Annotated in this window: 18 protein-coding genes and 1 pseudogene; 14 read left to right on the forward strand and 5 right to left on the reverse strand. The window is 58.0% G+C overall.

From position 1 onward, the window contains the following. Window positions 1–211: hypothetical protein (locus PFEN_RS30570; protein ID WP_224770930.1), on the reverse strand; the 211-nt coding region annotated here is incomplete at its 3' end. Window positions 212–423: 212 nt separating this feature from the next. On the opposite strand from PFEN_RS30570, the pseudogene PFEN_RS31380 reads away from it, so the two are divergent. Then, window positions 424–1305 (forward strand): annotated as a pseudogene (locus tag PFEN_RS31380) (methyl-accepting chemotaxis protein); the annotation flags it as partial. Between the two features lie 201 nt (window positions 1306–1506). After that, window positions 1507–2211 (forward strand): methyl-accepting chemotaxis protein, encoded by a 705-nt coding sequence (locus tag PFEN_RS31385; RefSeq protein WP_412071419.1) that lies wholly within the window; start codon window positions 1507–1509, stop codon window positions 2209–2211. Between the two features lie 152 nt (window positions 2212–2363). Here PFEN_RS31385 and PFEN_RS08730 read toward each other — a convergent pair whose 3' ends face one another. Next, the gene (locus PFEN_RS08730) at window positions 2364–2915 is read right to left on the reverse strand and encodes a DinB family protein (protein ID WP_191486445.1); all 552 of its coding nucleotides are present in this window, start codon (window positions 2913–2915) and stop codon (window positions 2364–2366) included. Window positions 2916–3249: 334 nt separating this feature from the next. Between PFEN_RS08730 and PFEN_RS08735 the strand changes: the two genes are divergently transcribed. Next, window positions 3250–4029: an SDR family NAD(P)-dependent oxidoreductase gene (locus PFEN_RS08735; RefSeq protein WP_191486446.1), complete on the forward strand. Its 780-nt coding sequence runs from the start codon at window positions 3250–3252 to the stop codon at window positions 4027–4029. Window positions 4030–4280: 251 nt separating this feature from the next. On the opposite strand, the gene PFEN_RS08740 is transcribed toward PFEN_RS08735, so the two are convergent. Beyond that, on the reverse strand, window positions 4281–5495 hold the full coding sequence (locus tag PFEN_RS08740; protein WP_191486447.1) for an MFS transporter: 1215 nt from the start codon (window positions 5493–5495) through the stop codon (window positions 4281–4283). Between the two features lie 98 nt (window positions 5496–5593). On the opposite strand from PFEN_RS08740, the gene PFEN_RS08745 reads away from it, so the two are divergent. Then, window positions 5594–6535: a LysR family transcriptional regulator gene (locus PFEN_RS08745; protein WP_191486448.1), complete on the forward strand. Its 942-nt coding sequence runs from the start codon at window positions 5594–5596 to the stop codon at window positions 6533–6535. Window positions 6536–6944: 409 nt separating this feature from the next. Here the strand turns inward: PFEN_RS08745 and PFEN_RS08750 are convergent, their stop codons facing one another. Next, window positions 6945–7871, reverse strand: a complete 927-nt coding sequence (locus PFEN_RS08750; protein WP_191486449.1) for a LysR family transcriptional regulator — start codon at window positions 7869–7871, stop codon at window positions 6945–6947. Between the two features lie 142 nt (window positions 7872–8013). Between PFEN_RS08750 and PFEN_RS08755 the strand changes: the two genes are divergently transcribed. Continuing rightward, the gene (locus tag PFEN_RS08755; RefSeq protein ID WP_191486450.1) at window positions 8014–8418 is read left to right on the forward strand and encodes a RidA family protein; all 405 of its coding nucleotides are present in this window, start codon (window positions 8014–8016) and stop codon (window positions 8416–8418) included. Between the two features lie 139 nt (window positions 8419–8557). Here PFEN_RS08755 and PFEN_RS08760 read toward each other — a convergent pair whose 3' ends face one another. Next, window positions 8558–9427: a helix-turn-helix transcriptional regulator gene (locus PFEN_RS08760; RefSeq protein ID WP_191486451.1), complete on the reverse strand. Its 870-nt coding sequence runs from the start codon at window positions 9425–9427 to the stop codon at window positions 8558–8560. 416 nt (window positions 9428–9843) lie between these two features. On the opposite strand from PFEN_RS08760, the gene PFEN_RS08765 reads away from it, so the two are divergent. The 9 genes from PFEN_RS08765 (at window position 9844) to PFEN_RS08805 (ending at window position 16701) form a co-directional block, all read left to right on the forward strand. Next, window positions 9844–10038: a Flp family type IVb pilin gene (locus tag PFEN_RS08765; protein WP_040065653.1), complete on the forward strand. Its 195-nt coding sequence runs from the start codon at window positions 9844–9846 to the stop codon at window positions 10036–10038. A gap of 154 nt (window positions 10039–10192) precedes the next feature. After that, a complete protein-coding gene (locus PFEN_RS08770) occupies window positions 10193–10387 on the forward strand; it encodes a Flp family type IVb pilin (RefSeq protein WP_191486452.1) in 195 nt (64 codons plus the stop codon). 28 nt (window positions 10388–10415) lie between these two features. After that, window positions 10416–10946, forward strand: a complete 531-nt coding sequence (locus PFEN_RS08775; protein WP_191486453.1) for a prepilin peptidase — start codon at window positions 10416–10418, stop codon at window positions 10944–10946. Between the two features lie 2 nt (window positions 10947–10948). After that, window positions 10949–12277: an AAA family ATPase gene (locus PFEN_RS08780; protein WP_191486454.1), complete on the forward strand. Its 1329-nt coding sequence runs from the start codon at window positions 10949–10951 to the stop codon at window positions 12275–12277. 15 nt (window positions 12278–12292) lie between these two features. Further along, complete coding sequence (gene cpaB, locus PFEN_RS08785) at window positions 12293–13102, forward strand: Flp pilus assembly protein CpaB (RefSeq protein ID WP_191486455.1); 810 nt, start codon at window positions 12293–12295, stop codon at window positions 13100–13102. A gap of 56 nt (window positions 13103–13158) precedes the next feature. Further along, complete coding sequence (locus tag PFEN_RS08790) at window positions 13159–14505, forward strand: TadE/TadG family type IV pilus assembly protein (protein WP_191486456.1); 1347 nt, start codon at window positions 13159–13161, stop codon at window positions 14503–14505. A gap of 8 nt (window positions 14506–14513) precedes the next feature. Beyond that, window positions 14514–14993 (forward strand): TadE/TadG family type IV pilus assembly protein, encoded by a 480-nt coding sequence (locus tag PFEN_RS08795; RefSeq protein ID WP_191486457.1) that lies wholly within the window; start codon window positions 14514–14516, stop codon window positions 14991–14993. Next, window positions 14993–15487: a TadE/TadG family type IV pilus assembly protein gene (locus PFEN_RS08800; protein ID WP_191486458.1), complete on the forward strand. Its 495-nt coding sequence runs from the start codon at window positions 14993–14995 to the stop codon at window positions 15485–15487. Before PFEN_RS08795 ends, PFEN_RS08800 begins: the two co-directional genes overlap by 1 nt. Further along, entirely contained in the window at window positions 15481–16701 is a 1221-nt protein-coding gene (locus PFEN_RS08805; RefSeq protein ID WP_191486459.1) for an AAA family ATPase, read from the forward strand. Before PFEN_RS08800 ends, PFEN_RS08805 begins: the two co-directional genes overlap by 7 nt. Window positions 16702–16703 lie beyond the last annotated feature (2 nt).

A 16703-nucleotide genomic window follows, 5' to 3' on the forward strand; every position in this document is an offset into this window, starting at 1 on the left:
TCATGATCCTATTTGATGAGGGCATCAGATTTTTAATCGCCACGAGTCGTTTCTGCGGGTTTTCCCAATAACTCGCTTCAGCAATTCCATCCGTATGGATCTGTTGGGAAAAAGTAACGGCTGCTCTTATCGTCACCACACAGATGTAGATGAAATCGATAAAAATAATAGAAACGTTTCTACGAACAACTATTGCATTTCTACCTGTCATGAAAAACCGCCAATGGCCTCCGGGAGCCGCTTCCCTGTCGCCTGAAATCAACAGCAGAATGGATTGTGGGGGATTGAATGAATAAATGGCTTGGCAATATTAGCGTCAACCTGAAGCTGGCCCTGGGCTTCGGCCTGGTATTGGCACTGACCACGGTCCTTGCCCTGACCGGCTGGATCAGCCTGGACAAGTTGATTTGGCGCAGCGACCGAATGAGCGATATCACCTTGTTGAACACGTTGCTGGATAAAGTGCGCGTGGCTCGCCTGCAGTACACGCTGAGCAATGGCGATGAAACCGCGGCACAGAACGTTCAGCTCAACATGGATGCATTCAGCACCCAGGACCAAAAGCTGATCAGCACGTTCAAGAGCCCGGTATTTGTCAAAATACTCCAGGAACAGTCGGTCATTATCGCCAAATTCCAGCAGTCGCTGAATAAGCTGCATGACGCCTATCGAGCCCGTAATAGTGAACGCCAAGCCTTCGGCGACAGCGGCGAAGTGGCCCTCAAGCTGATCGATGCGATCCGTGCTGGCGTGCTGCAAATGCCCCCAGGCGAGGTGGAGCGTTTCGAACGCTTCCAGGCCATCACCCAAGTCAAGGAACAGTTCCTGCTGAGCCGTTTCGAAGTGCGTGGTTACATTGCCAGCAACACGCCCGAGACCGAGCGCAAGGCTTTCGAGCAACTGGATAAAACCGTTGATGGCCTGAAACAACTGGGCGAGCATTTCAGCTCGTCCCAACCCGATGCATGGCGCCAGATGGAAGCCGCCCTGGGTAACTACCGAACGGCCTTTCTGGCCTACAGAACAGCGAGCAACACCGTTACCCTGACGGACAAGGAACTGGCCGAGCAAGTGGCCGCGATCTCGGCTCACAGCGATGCCCTTTACCAGGGGCAACTGGATAACCGCAATGGCGAAGTCGTCCAGACGCGCACGCTGCAATTGGGTAGCACCCTGTTGATCCTGCTGTTCGGCATTCTGGCCGCCGTCATCATCACCCGGCAGATTACCCGACCTATCCGCGAAACCCTCGGTGTCGTCGAACGCATCGCCAGCGGCGACCTCACCCACAACCTGATGGTCATCCGCCGCGATGAACTGGGGGTGCTGCAACAAGGCATCCAACACATGGGCGAGACCCTGCGCAACCTGATCAGCGGGATTCGCGATGGCGTCACGCAGATCTCCAGTGCCGCCGAAGAGCTGTCGGCCGTGACCGAGCAGACCAGCGTCGGCGTTAACAACCAGAAAGTCGAGACCGATCAGGTCGCCACCGCCATGCACGAAATGACCGCGACCGTGCAGGAAGTCGCGCGTAACGCCTCGCAAGCCTCGCAAGCCGCCGCGGATGCCGATAGCCAAGCCCGTGAAGGTGACAAGGTGGTTGCCGAGGCCATTGCGCAGATCGAGTGCCTGGCGGCGGAAGTGCTGCGTTCAACCGAGGCCATGACCCTCCTGCAACAGGAAAGCAACAAGATCGGTAGTGTCATGGACGTGATCAAGGCCGTGGCCGAGCAGACCAACCTGCTGGCGCTCAACGCCGCCATCGAAGCCGCCCGTGCCGGTGAGGCTGGTCGTGGTTTCGCCGTGGTCGCCGACGAAGTTCGCAGTCTGGCCCAGCGTACCCAGAAGTCCACCGAGGAAATCGAAGGACTGGTCTCCGGCCTGCAGAGCGGTACTCAGCAGGTGGCCAACGTCATGAACAACAGTCGCGGCCTGACCGACAACAGTGTTGAACTGACGCGCAAAGCTGGCGTGTCACTGGGAAATATCACCCGCACGGTGTCGAACATCCAGTCGATGAATCAGCAGATCGCCGCCGCCGCCGAACAACAAAGCGCCGTGGCCGACGAGATCAGCCGCAGCATCGTCAACGTGCGCGATATTTCCGAGCAGACCGCCGCCGCCAGCGACGAAACCGCCGCCTCCAGCGTCGAACTGGCACGGTTGGGCAACCAGTTGCAGATGATGGTCAGCCATTTCAAGGTTTGACCCAGCGCGGACTCACAATTTTGCCGGCGATCCTCTCACCAGGATCGCTATGCCCCGCGAACGCTTTGGTCGCGCGGACTCGACCAGGCGCCCTCGCGCGCTATGTGTCTAGCGGTCCGGTCATATGCGGTGAGGCGTCTCGGTTGGGAGCGTCAGGGGGCGGGGCGTAATGGAGCGTTCGTCGGAGGGAGGGTAAGCCGATCCTCGTCCAACGCTCGAAGTGGCAGATCTCCATCCAGGTAAAACTCGTCAAGCTGTGGAGGTGCAACACGGGTGCCGGACAGCATCGCGTGAACTTGTCCCCGGTGATGGATCTGATGCTGGAATAGGTGCAGCAGCAGGCGGTCAACCCGCTCCAGTACTATTCCCTCCGCCCGCACAACCCCTGCTTGGCGATCCAGTGAGCTCTGATCCAAGCGTTCGCAATAAGCTATCAGTCGGCTGTCTATAGCCGATTGAAGCTGTGCTATCTGATGAAGTGACAAGTCTAAAGGAAGTTCCTTACGTTGCCCTTCCAGATCAAACTCCAGTGCCGCGAGGTAGAACTGATCCACGTCCAATATATGCAACAGTGTTCGTTCAATAGAGGGAAAGAAACCCGTTCGTGCAGCCACGTATTCCTCGTGGCTTAACGCGAAGCATGCGTAAAGCAAGCGTCGGTTCGACCACTGGTTGTTTTGTGCCTGCGCCAGGAAGCTATTCATTGGGAATGGCCTAAAGGTTTGCTTGGGTCACAATGATAGTGTGCTTCTGCTCGACTCTGTTGAAAAAGTCGACCCGGGCTGGCGGTCCATGCATTGAGCGGTGAAAACGTCATTTTTGCACGCTGCTACGTGAAATCTGAGTTCTGTACCCTCTGCTCAAAACACGGATTTCAATCGCTGACGCGTACTTTTCTGTCGTGAAAACCGAGACCGACTTTCTCAACAGCGTCGGCCAAATGCAGCCGCTCACAATCGTTAGCGGATCGATGCAGGCGGGTGCCGTCTATCCTCTAATGTCAGACAGTATTTCCTGTGTATCCCTGTGGAGCAGTGCATGTTCAAAAACTTGAGTGGCCAGGTCGCGTTGGTCAGTGGAGCTGGCAGCGAACATGGGATTGGTCTCGCCATCGCGAGGCGGCTTGGTGACTCGGGTGCAAAGCTGATCATCACCGGCAGCAGTGCCCGCATCCATGATCGCGTCGCACAACTGAGCGCGGCAGGTTATAAGGTGGAAGGTCGCGTTGCAGATCTCACTCAGCCAGCTCAGGTCGTCGAACTGGTGAAATGGTCTGAATCACTATGGGGGCGGATCGATGTGCTCGTGAACAACGCGGGTATGGCCATTCAGGGTGAAGCCGAGGTGTTCTCCGACGTGGCCAATATGAGCGTCAATGTCTGGAACACCTCTATTGCCCGTAATCTGACCACTGCATTTTTGCTGACCCGCTCAGTGTTGCCGGGGATGCAGAATCGTCGTTACGGACGCATCGTCCATATCAGTTCTACGACCGGCACCCGCGTCAGCAACCCTGGTGAGGCAGCCTATGCGGCGGCAAAAGCCGGGCTTGTGGGGATGAACATGAGCTTGGCGCTGGAAGTCGCGCCATATGGCATCACCGTGAACTCTGTTGCCCCTGGGTGGATCGCGACGCAATCCAGCACAGCCGAGGAAATGACTGCCGCGCAGTATGTTCCAGTCGGGCGTGCCGGTAGGCCCGAGGAGGTTGCCGCCGCGGTAGCTTTCCTTGCTTCTCCAGAGTCCAGCTACATTACGGGCGAGCTTCTTGTGGTCGACGGTGGCAACTGCCTCTCTGAGAACAAAAGCCGCCGTTGAGGGCCGAGGAGCTTGGAGGATAAAGGGGGATCAGTTACAACGAGCAGTGGTCGCTATTCGACCCCATGCGGCCTGTCTGTGGCTGAGCTGGAGAACTTGTCAATATTGAAGGAGATAAAACATTGCAGCTTCTCCTGCGGATTCCATGAGCATCTGGACACCCATTCCACCAACATCCGGACACTGATTCCACGCTGATCACCTCTGCCCACTCTCTTGGGGTTGATAAAACCTCAACGCCTCGGCACTAGTTAACGCCTGAAAGCATGCCCCTTGGCTATCGAAACAATCAACAACGCTGGTAGCAACAATGCCAGCGTTACCCAGGGAATAGCACCTGCCCCCCATGTTTCCAGGAGAATGCCGCCGATCACACCACTGCCTGCAAACGCCAGATTGAAGACGGTCACCAACATTGATTGCGCAATATCAGCGCCGTCACTGGCAACATCAGCCAAGGAGGTTTGCAATAAGGTTGGCGCACCACCGAAGCTCATCCCCCACAGGACGATGCCGGTATAGATCACACTGGCGGGCAGGTCACCCAGGCCCAGGGCAAACGAAACGAGGATGAATGCTGTCAGGCTGAGCAATACCAGACTCCGAAGCCTGCCATCAATCAGCGTGCCGATCATCCATAGACCAAACAAGGCCGCAATACCGAATGAAAGGAGGCCCCGATCTATCTGATCGGCCAATCCAACGGAGGCCAGGAACGCGGCAATATAGGTATAGAGAGTGTAGTGGGCCAGGATCCAGAGCATGACCACCGCCAGCACTGGCCGCACGCCTGGGGTTTGCAGGACCTTGCGTAGCGGCAAGCGTCGATCGGAGCGTTGTCCGGGATAATCAGGCACTTTCAGATATATCCAGGCCATCAGCAAAAGGCTGAGTCCTGAGAGAGTCCCGAACACGCAACGCCATCCCAGCAGCTTGCCGAGCCAGGCACCTAGCGGTACGCCTAGGGCAAGTGCCAAAGGGATGCCGAGCATGGCCAGCGCCATAGCGCGACCGTGCTGCTGTGGGGCGACCAATCGTCTGGCGTAGCCGGCCAGCAGGCTCCAGGCCAGACCGGTTGCGATACCCACCATGAAGCGGGCAGCCTGCGTCAATGAAAACCAGGGCGACAGGGCGGTTACCGCATTACAGACGCAAAACACCCCGACAGCCAGTAATAGCACCAAGCGTCGACGCCAGCCCTGCAACGCGAGAGTCAATGGAATAGCCGCTAACCCTGAGCCCAGTGCACATAGGGTCACCATCTGACCAGCCCACGCTTGCGACACACCAAATGCCTCGGCGATTTGCGGCAAAAGTCCTGCTGGCACCGTTTCGTTGGCGGTGGCGATAAAGCTCCCCATTGTCAGCGCCAACAGGGCCGCCAATGGGAGACGCCCGGTAGTGAGGTATTCGGTATTGTCCGATGTCGTGAAAGAGCCATTTTCAAATTGCGATTTACCGGTCATGACCTGTGCTCGGAGGAATGGGAGACGTGAGTGTGATGAATTGCTACGGATTTGATAATTGGTCTACCATTTGATGAAACATCAAATTTGAATTGAATATGGCTACTGACCGATTGGGCGACATGCGTTTGTTTGTCGAAGCGGCGGCACTCGGCAGCTTGTCTGCCGCAGGGCGCAAACTGGCGCTGTCGCCGGCCGCGGCCAGCGCGCGACTTATCAAGCTTGAGGCGGCGCTGCGCACCAAGTTGTTTGATCGCACAACGCGACAGTTGCGCCTCACGGAAGAAGGTCGGTTTTATTTGCAGCAATGCTGGGTCGCATTGCGGGCTATCGATGAGGCGGAAGCGGGGCTTCAAGCCAGTCAAACAGAGGTGCGTGGCAAGGTTCGGATATCCGCATCTGCCGATTTTGGCCGCAATCTTTTAAATGACTGGCTTGAGACATTCAGTACATTGCACCCGGAACTGTACGTCGCGCTGACGTTGTCGGACTCGGTGTCAAATCTGATGCAGGACGATGTCGATCTGGCAATCCGGTTTGGACAGCCGCATGACAGCTCGATGATCGCCAGGCAGTTGGCTCCCAACTGGCGAGTACTGTGCGCTTCGCCTGATTATCTGGCGCGATACGGTGAACCCCAAACCCCTACTGACTTGCCTAGCCACAAGTTCATCGTGCTGGTGACGTCTGCAGGTCCATTGAACACCTTTCACTTTGTGGTGGATGGTCAGGAATGGAACCACACCGTTCCCATGAGCCAGGCATGGGAAACCAACGACGGCGCCCTCGCGCGCGCATGGGCGTTGGCTGGACATGGCATCGCACGCAAGACCATTTGGGATGCGGCAGCCGATGTCCGTGCTGGACGACTGAAAGTCCTGTTACCTGACTTTTGTATCCGAGAGGCCGGCGTCTACGCGGTATTGCACGGCAATCGTTACCGGATTCCCCGCGTGCGTGTATTGCTGGATTTCCTTACCGAGCATTTTGATCGCGCAACCGATGAGCTGTTGTCCGACCTTAAAGTACCTAATGCCTAATGTTAGGAAGTTGTCAGCCACGCCATACCGGATAAGCGTTGCCGTCAAGTGTGCAATGAGGTTGCCTAGGTCGGTTGTGCGGATTCCATGACCATCCGGACACCCATTCCACCAACATCCGGACACTTTCAGGCAGGCAGCAACGCAGGATTATTCACTACCATCGGCCTCTTTTCTCGAAGCGGTGTCCAAGTGGTCGAGCACTGGATCCTGGCGGTGCTGCGCAAAACCGGACGTGCCTGCTGATCTCTGGAATTTTATCCTGAATCTGAGCAACTGATGTCTGACCCGGGCTGACTAGGGCAAAACACTCCGGTGTGGAAGCAGCCAACAAGGGTTTTGACACACCCTGGGCCAGGAGTGGTCACAGGACAAAGCGCCCTCAATAGCGAACTCCCCAACGCTATAGTCACGAATCATGTCGGTCGCTGACAGGCGCATGTTGTGCCATCAGCTCAGCAACCCAATCGATGAACACGCGTAGTTTGATGCTGATATGTCGGTTTGGGGGAAATGCCACATAGATGGGCATTGGATCGAGGCTCCAATTCTCGAACAAGGGTACTAACTCACCGCGTGCTTCGAAGCTCTTGGACATGTACTTTGGCAGCCAAAGTACACCCAGCCCAGCAAGGCCGGCCGCGAGGTAGGCATTGCCATCGTCGACTGCCAGCGCGTAGCGACCTTTGATCTGGAGACTTTCAACGTGGTTGTGCATGGCATAGGGAACGGCTTTACCGGTACGCGCCCACAAGAAGCCGACGATACGATGATGCGAATCTTCCAGCTCCCGTGGATGCGTGGGCATACCGACACGTGCCAGGTAGCTCGGTGCTGCAAAAACGCCAAGCTGGAGGTCGCCTACCCGCCGAGCCATTAACGACTGATCCGTCAGCTCGCCGCCGCGCACCACGCAATCGACGTTCTCATCGATCATGTCCACGATACGATCGCTAACGCCCATGTCGATCTGGATGTCAGGGTATCGCACATAAAACGCAGGCAATGCTGGTACGAGAATCATGCTGGCCAGCGGGCTCGGCACATCCACTCGCAACCGGCCCCTGGGCAGCGTCGAGGCGCCGGAGAGGCTGGTCTCGGCGTCGTCCATGTCGGCCAGCAGCCGTAGCACTCGCTCGTAATAGACGGCTCCATCGGCAGTGACGTTGACTTTGCGAGTCGTGCGGTTGAGCAATTTGACGCGCAACCGAGCCTCCAGTTGCTGTACCAGTTGCGTCACGCTGGTCTTGCTCATATGCAGTGTTTCGGCCGCCTTGGTAAAGCTGCCCGCTTCTACCACTCGAACAAATGCCTGCATCGCATCAAAACGGTCCATTGCTACCCCAGGTATGGATCAGATTGTTTGGATTTCACAAACAGTGATAGTTAAGGTTGCTTGTTTATCGCCCAGGCGCAAGTCCTTACAGTCGCTCCATCGATAGTTTCGGGCCGGCTTTGACCCATTGATGGAGGTACTTATGACGCAACGTGATGTTGTTTTTCCGCCTGGACGCCAGGCGCTTTACGAGCTCAATCGCTATTCGCCGGCTATCAAGTCCAATGGCTTTCTATTTGTGTCGGGGCAAGTTGGTAGTAACCAAGACGGCTCGCCCGAACCCAATCTGGAGGCCCAGGTCCGACTCGCGTTCAGCAATCTGAATGCAATTCTGCTTGCTGCCGGTTGCACCTTTGATGATGTCATTGACGTCACGGTCTTCATCGTCGATCCCGAATCAAAGTTCGAGACGATCTGGAAGGTTGTGCCAGAGTTCTGGGGTAACGCGCCGCACCCGACGCTGACCGGCGTTGGCGTCACGTGGCTCTATGGTTACCAGTTCGAGATCAAAGTGATCGCCAAGCTTCCAGAAACTACCAGGAGATGATCTGACCCGCGATTACGTAAGCAAGAGCCGAACATGGATAAAACGGTTATGGCGGGTGAGACGGGTGGGTTCGAAGTGGTGTGAGTTGTAAGAAAAGGCTTTGTTCTTCTGTTCACCTTTTGTCCAGGAGCTCGCTGTCTCAACCGCCAAGACTCTGTACCAGACTCTCGAGCATTTCAGCGGTTGCACTATCCTGCGTCGGTTCCGCGGCTACAGGTACTCCGCGCTGACGCGCCAGACGGTATTCGCTCGGGGTGCAGTTGGCGAATTGCTTGAAGGCGCGGGCGAAGTAGGACGGGTCCTTGAAGCCGGCCTCATAGCCGATGCTGGTAATCGGCATCTGGCTGTTGTCGAGCAGCTCCTTGGCGAAGTTCATGCGCTTGTTCAAGATGTAGTCCGTGAAGCCGAGTCCGTAGGCTTCCTTGAACAGGCGGCTGAAGCGAAAGGTGGTCATGCCGCAGCGCTTGGCCAGTTCCTTCTGGTCGATGCTGTCGCGAAAATACTGGTCGATGTACAGCTGTACATTACTGAGCGCCTGGTGTTTCTGATGGCCGGGCGTCATTCGGATGCTGCCCGGCAGGGTCGGGGAATGGTCGATCTGCGCCGTCTTGCGTTGGTCGTTGACACGGCGGCGCAGCTTGTGGAGCTGGGCCACAGCCGCCAGGTAGCGATTCTTCTCGAAGGCTGAAAGGGGCAGCACCAGGTATTCCCAGACACAGGAGCGCATCGCCCATACGGCCAGTTCTTCGGAGTGCTGTACGGTGAACATGGTGATCGGAATGGTGGGGGCGGCGCGTTTGATCTCCAGCAACATCCTCAGGCCTGGTGTGTCAGGACGGTCAAAATGGATGCAGATCATGTCGGCTTGGATCTGGCTGGTGCACACGGGGTCTTTCGCCAGTCTGCAGTCGCAGGCGTCCTCAAACTGCTTGATCAGTTCGTGCGTGGAGCGATCGTGGGTCCGATCGAACCAGAGTAGTGACGGTTTCCTGATTTCGTTTGACGTCATGTGCTTGGCTCTGGGATTCGTACTGCCGTCCACTGAGTAGTATTGTCAATGTGATATCACTTTTCAGACTAAATCCTGATAAGAAGGTCTGAGTTTAGTTCTATGCGCTCTATGTTTTTCCCTGAAGACGGGGCTGGGTGGTTGTTTATTGTCAGGTTGGCGATGTCCTCGGGATCAACCGCTCGTCGCTTGTGAATCAACGACGTCGTATTTGCGAGTCATTCCTTGTTTTAAGTCTTTCCTTTCCCTGCCGTAGACGCTGATTACCCGGTCGTTGGCCGTGCCCGCAAAAAAGTCCTAGCGATAGGCAAAATCCTCCTAACCCTCTTGGCGGTGCGCTGACTAAGGTAGCCACAAGCAGTGCAAAAAGAGCTGCTTCCCCCGAAAGAACAACTATCGAAAATGAGGTGTACAAAATGACTCTGCAAACCATCAAAACTTCGGTAATGAAGTTCGCCAAAGATGAAGACGGCCTGACCATTGTGGAGTACGCAGTGGCCGGTGGGTTAATTACGGTATTGGTTGCCGCCGCATTCGTTCTTTTGGGCGGTGCCGTGAATACCAAGATCAGAGCGCTTTGCCAGGCCGTTAATGGCAACGTTGCCTGCTGATAACGGCAACATACGGGCGGGGCGCGATGATGTCCGTGGCGTAATCGGTTGTGATTGTTTTTTTGATAAAACTAGCCGATAGCTCAACCAACTTCACGTTGTCCCTGCCAATGTAGGTGCTGGGCCGTATGACTGCTGAAGTGAGGTGATAAAAATGACTCTGCAGACAATAAAAACTTCGATACGAAAGTTCGCCGAAGATGAAGAGGGCCTGACCATTGTCGAGTACGCGGTGGCCGGTGGGCTGATTACAGTCGCTGTTGCCACCGCGTTCACGCTATTGGGTGGCGCCGTGGATACCAAGATCAGGGCGCTGTGTCAGGCCGTTAATAACAACGTTGCGTGCTGACAATTAATCTCCAGTAGGGAGAAGCCCGATGTCCACGGAAATGCTGGTTTCGACTGTTTTGCTGATAGGACTGCTGGGCATGGCGGTGGTGAGCGATCTGCTGCGCCACCGTATTCCCAATACCTTGGTCCTGTTGGGACTTGCCTTGGGATTGGCCGGTCAGATGTATTCAGGGGGTGTGAGCGGATTGGGAGACGGTCTGTTGGGCCTCTTGATCGGTTTTGCCCTGTTCCTGCCCATGTACGCTCTCGGTGGCATGGCCGCCGGGGACGTCAAGTTGATGGCCATGGTCGGCAGTTTTCTACCCTTCCATTACGCGTTGTGGGCTGCGTTGTTCAGCCTGATAGCCGGTGGCGTGTGCGGTTTTCTGATAGTGCTGGTTCGCGGTCAATTGTTTAAGACCCTGGGGCGCTATTGGCTGATTCTGAGGGCGCAGGCCTACCTGGCGCCGACCTCGGATGAAGTGGCCGGCAAGCCGTTCCCTTATTCGATTGCCATTTTGCTCGGTACTTTGAACACCGTTCATTGGCAACTCTTTGCCAGTGGATTGGGAGGTTAGTCATGCACGTCGTCGAGAGTGATGCCTACCACAGTGAGCGTGAAGCAGTGCAGCGACTGGCGCCCCAGCCGTGCACGATCAGCGAGACGGGTCTGACGGATAGTTTTCTCGGCGAGTTGGTGTGCAAGCACTTGTACGACGCCGGTGTGCTGGACATGTCGCGGCTGGTGGAGCGCCTGGCGCTGACCGGTGCCGTCATGGAGGAGGTCCTGGCGTTTCTACGCAAGGATGGCCGGGTCGAGGTACTGGGTCAGTTGGGCGCGCAAACAGGCGGGCAATCGCTGCGTTATGGCCTGACTGAACGCGGCCGCGGCGCCGCCCGCGATGCCCTGTCGCGTAGCGGTTATATCGGCGCGGCACCCTTCCCGGTGAGCACCTACCGTTCCCTGCTCAAGGTGCAGACCATTCACCATGGACACATCAATGCTCACGATATGCGCACGGCGCTCAATGGCGTGGTGCTCACCGAGGAGATGCTCGATCAACTGGGGGTGGCGCTGAATTCCGGGCGCGCGATCATGATTTATGGCCCCGCCGGTACTGGCAAGACCTATGTCAGCAGTCGCTTGATTCGCCTGTTTGCCGAGGCCATCTGGGTGCCCCAGGCCATCGTGATCAATGAGTCGGTGATCGAGATCTATGACCCACAGGTGCATCAGCGCCTGGATGACAACGGTCAACAGAACAACCTGATGCTCAACGAAGGGATCGATCGTCGGCTGCTTTGCTGCAGACGCCCCATCGTCATCACCGGCGGCGAGTTGAGCATGGAACAGCTGGACGTACGTTATGACCCCTTCACCCGTCAGTACCAGGCCGCGTTGCAACTCAAAGCCAGCAATGGCCTGTTCATCATCGATGACATGGGCCGCCAGCGCATGGCGCCCGCCGAGTTGTTGAATCGCTGGATCGTCCCGATGGAGGAGAAGCGCGACTTCCTCAACCTGGGCGGCGGGCGGCATTGCGAGCTGCCGTTCGATCTGATTCTGGTGTTCTCCACCAACCTCAATCCCCTGGAGTTGGCCGATGAGGCTTTCCTCCGGCGGATTGGCTACAAGCTGCAATTCGGTTACCTGAAGCCCGATGAGTACGAACGGATCTGGCAGCAGGAGTCCGAGCGCCTGGGTATTCGTCATGACCCGCTGCTGGTGCGCTACGCGCTGCAGAAACTCTACGCCATTGAAGGCATGCCCCTGGTGCCTTGCCATCCCCGTGATCTCCTGAGCATGGCGCTCGATCGTCAGCGTTACCAGGGCGGTTCCGGGCCGCTGTCGCCGCAGGAACTGGAATGGGCCTGGCGCAACTACTTCGTCCAGCTCGACTTTCTTTGAGTAGGAGATACAGATATGAGCTCTCGTACTGTCACCCTGATTGGTGTTTCCCTGGTCATGGGCCTGGGTGCCGCCTGGATGGCCAACTCCTGGCTGAGCGCACGGCTCAATGCCAGCCCGGACGATCACCTTCGCAGCGTGGTCGTCGCCACGGTCGAGATTCCTTTCGGGCAGATGGTCGAGGCCCAGCAGGTCACGACCGTCCGCATGCCCATGGACACGATCCCGGACGATGCCTTCGATTCCAGCGACAAGGCGGTGGGCAAGATCGCCACGTTCGACATTCTGCGCGGGGACATCGTGCGCGGTGCGCGATTGAGTGAACACTTGGGTGGCAGCACCTTGGCCTCGCTGATTGCACCCGACAAACGGGCCATTTCGGTTCGAGTGGACGACGTGGTCGGTGTCGGCGGGTTCCTGTTGCCCGGTAACCGGGTCGATGTGCTGGCTACCAAGCACGCCGATGGCAACGGCAACAATGCCGTGTCCAGGACCATCCTCGAGAACTTGCGCGTGTTGGCGGTGGATCAGACCGCGGGCACCGACAAGACCCAGCCGGTGGTGGTGCGTGCGGTGACACTGGAAATGACCGCCGCCGAGGCGGAAGCCCTGGTCACGGCGCAGACCGAAGGGAAGTTGCAACTGGCCCTGCGCAATCCGTTGAACACCGAGAAAAAGCCGGCACCCGCCGCACCTGTTGCGCAGGCCGTCGCGATGGTGACCGAAACGACGCCAAGACGCGTGGTGCACCGTAGCGGCGCTGGCGCTGGCGGCGCTATCACCATTATCCGTGGCATCGAAGCCCATGTAGTCAATGTTCACTGACAGGACGTCATCGGCGCCTGGACACCCAGGCAGTAGTCTCGGCAAGTGAGGGATTGATGATGTGTCCTCGAATTCAACAGCCGTTTTCGATAACGCCAAGGCGCCAGCGGGGATCGGTGACCGTACTGATGGTGATCGCGTTGGCGGCGATCACCATGATGGCGGCGTTGGCGCTGGACGGCGGCCACCTGCTGCTGAACAAGACCCGCCTGCAAAATGCGGTGGACGCCGCGGCCCTGAGTGGCGCCAAAACCCTGAGTCAGGTCACCGGCGGTAGCGGCATTGCCAGCACCACGCGCACTGCCGCGCTGAATACGCTGACGCTCAATGCCAATGCCAGCGGCAACAGCGAATTGGCCACGGCCATCGGCGGCGGCGCGGGCACCTTCGCGGTGGTGGAACTGGCCAACAGCGTCTATGGGCCGTTCTCCTATCCGGGGCCGGCGAATGCCACCTATGTTCGGGTAACGGTACCGAGCTATCGCCTGAGCGGTTTTTTCTGGAGTTTCGTCCAGTCATTGGGCACTGCCGGTCTGGGCAACAAGGCGGTGGCGGCGATGGCCACCGCCGGACCGAGTCCGACCAGCCCCTGTGATCTCGCCCCGCTGATGGTCTGTGGCGACCCGACCAAGTACAGCCCGAGCACCGGGGTGTTCTGGGGCTACCACTTCGGCGATTTGCAGGATTTGAAAACGGGCTCCGGCACTTCGTCCGCGATTGGCCCAGGCAACTTTCAACTGCTCGATTTTGGTTCGGGTGGCAGTACGGTCCGGGATGACCTGGCCGGAGGCGGCTCGGAGTGCCGCAGCGTCGGGCAAAATGTCACGACCGCGCCGGGCAACAAGGTTGGCCCGACATCCCAGGGTTTGAACACCCGCTTCGGTCAGTACAACGGGCCGGTCAGCGCCGCGCAGTATCCGCCCGACCTGATCGTCAGCTATAGCACCCCCGTGATTATCTGGAACAGCTCAAGCACACCGCCGCGGGCGGAGTACAAGGGCCAGCCCGTCACGGCGAGCAACGGCACGCTCACCGCTGGCGGCAACGCAGTGCTCGGTTACAACGACTGGCTGGCGAGCTCTGCCGCGTGTGTCGCCGGCACAGGCAGTGGTTGCCAGAGCGGTGGGGTCTTCGAACGACGGATGCTGAAAGTCGTGATTGGCAACTGCACTGGACAAAATAACGGCGCCACTTCGATTCCCGTCCTGGGTTTTGGCTGCTATTTCGTGGTGCAGCCGGCCGGTAGCACGGGAAGCACCTCAGAGATCTTCGGCCAGTTCGTGCAGGAGTGCGAAGGCGACAACGTGCCGGGTCCCAATCCTTCGGGTGATACCGGCCCGCAGATCATTCAGCTCTATAAAACCTATATCAATGGTAGCGGCACTCCGAGCAACGACTCGTAGGAGGCGTCATGGGACTTCGTGCGTTTAAACAGCCCAAGGACGAGCAAGGCATGGCATTGGTGGAGTTCACCCTCATCCTGCCATTGCTGTTGCTGCTGTTGCTGGCCCTCGGTGAGTTTGGCCGAATGCTGTTTCAGTACAACACCCTGTTGCAGGCCAGCCGTGATGCGGGTCGTTACGTGGCCAGTCAGGCCTGGAATTCGACGCTCGGAACTGTCGCCCTGAGCAGCACGTTGCAGACCAATACGAAGAACGTGGCGGTGTATGGCGTGCCTGCCAACACCGGGACCGCAGTGGTGTCGGGGTTGACGACCGCAAATGTGGCGGTCTCCGCGTTGGGCACCGACCACGTGCAGGTCACCATCACCTACACCTTCTGCCCGGTGATCGGCGCAGGCAATTGTACCGGCTCGATTAGCGGACTGTTCCCCACTCCGATTGCGCTGAGTATTCCGCTGGTTGCCACGACTGTCATGAGGGTTCTGTGATGAATCGCAAACAGATGCGCGGGGTCTATGCGGTGGAGTTCGCCTTCATCGGCTTGTTGGTGTTCATTCTGTTGTTCGGCGTGCTGGAAATGGGCCGCCTGTATTTCACCGTGAATGCCCTTGATGAATCCGTGCGGCGCGGCGCGCGCCTGGCGGCGGTGTGCAATATCAGCGACCCGATCGTCTTGCAGCGGGCGATCTTCAATGCCGCGGGCAATACCGGTTCGAGCCAGCTGATCAGCAATCTGAACACCGGCAATCTGACACTGACCTATCTGGACAGCAACGGTGCCGTGGTCGCCAACCCCACCGACACCACCAGCGCCACGGGCTTCCGTGCGATCCGTTATGTCCAGCTGAGCCTGCAAGGCTACGTGTTCAATTTATTCATTCCCGGGTTTGGCGTGCCCATTAGCTTGCCCACCTTCAGGGCGACCTTGCCACGCGAAGCCCTTGGGCATCACTCCGAATCGGGGGAGGTCACTCCATGCTGAATATAAAGGAAACTCCATTAACTCTAGCGACCGGCAAACCCGGGCTGCGATTGCTGATCAGTAGTCGTGATGCCACGGCGTTGCGTGATCTGCAAGGCGTTTGCCAGCGCGTACCGAGCCTGGAAGTGAGCACTCGCCTGGTCAGCAATGGACATGTCGACCCACTCTACGGCCTGGAGCGGATGCCCGATCTGTTGTTGGTGCGCGTCAGCCACCTGTGGCGCGAGGAGCTGGCCGCGCTGTTACAGCGTCCGGCCCATGAGCGTCCGCCGCTGTTGGTGTGCGGTCTGCCGGGCGAGCAGGATGGTATGCGCCTGGCGATGCAGGCCGGCGCTCGCGATGTCCTGCCGGAGCCGATCGCCGAGACGGAATTGCTTGCCGCCTTGAGCCGCCTGGTCATTGAGGTCCGGGTCGGCAGTGGCACGGAAGGCAAACTGATCGCCGTAATGAGCGCCAAGGGTGGCTCCGGCGGTACCTTGCTGGCCTGCAACCTGGCTCACCAGCTCAGCGTCCAGGGTGGCAATACCCTGTTGCTGGACATGGACCTGCAATTTGGCAGCGTGACGCATTACCTGGATGTGGCGCAGTCGCACAGCCATCTGGAGGTGTTGCAGCAGGTCGAGGACATGGACGGTGTCGCGTTACGTGGATTTTGCAGCCACTTCAGCCCGACCTTGCATGTGCTGGGAGGGCGGGCCGGCGAGCTGGGTCTGCCGCAGGATGCCCAGCCCGAACAACTCGATACCTTGTTGCATCTGGCCAGCTCAAGTTATGACTGGGTGGTTGTCGACCTGCCGCGGCAAATCGACCACCTCACCAGCTCCGTGCTGGAGCAGGCGGACCGGGTCTACATCGTGGTGCAGCAGAGCGTCAGCCATCTTCGCGATGCCAGCTCCCTGATGCGGATTCTTCGCGAAGATCTGGGCGTGCGCGGGGATCAGTTGCAGGTGGTGGTCAATCGTTATGACAAGGCGGCGGCGATCAGTCTCAAGGATATCGGCGAGGCGCTGCGCTGCGTGAATCTGTTGAAATTGCCCAACGACTTCAACCTGGTCAGCCAGAGCCAGAACTCTGGCGTGCCGTTGGGGCTGCAAGCACCGCGGGCTCCGATCACCGTCGCCGTGCGCGCGATGACCGAGCAGTTGGCCGGTAACCAGATGGCTGGGAACAAAGGCTTACTCAAACGCGCCCTTAACCGTTTTTTCAGGGGATGAGC

The sequence above is a fragment of the Pseudomonas sp. FEN genome (assembly GCF_904067045.1).
Lineage (GTDB): Bacteria > Pseudomonadota > Gammaproteobacteria > Pseudomonadales > Pseudomonadaceae > Aquipseudomonas.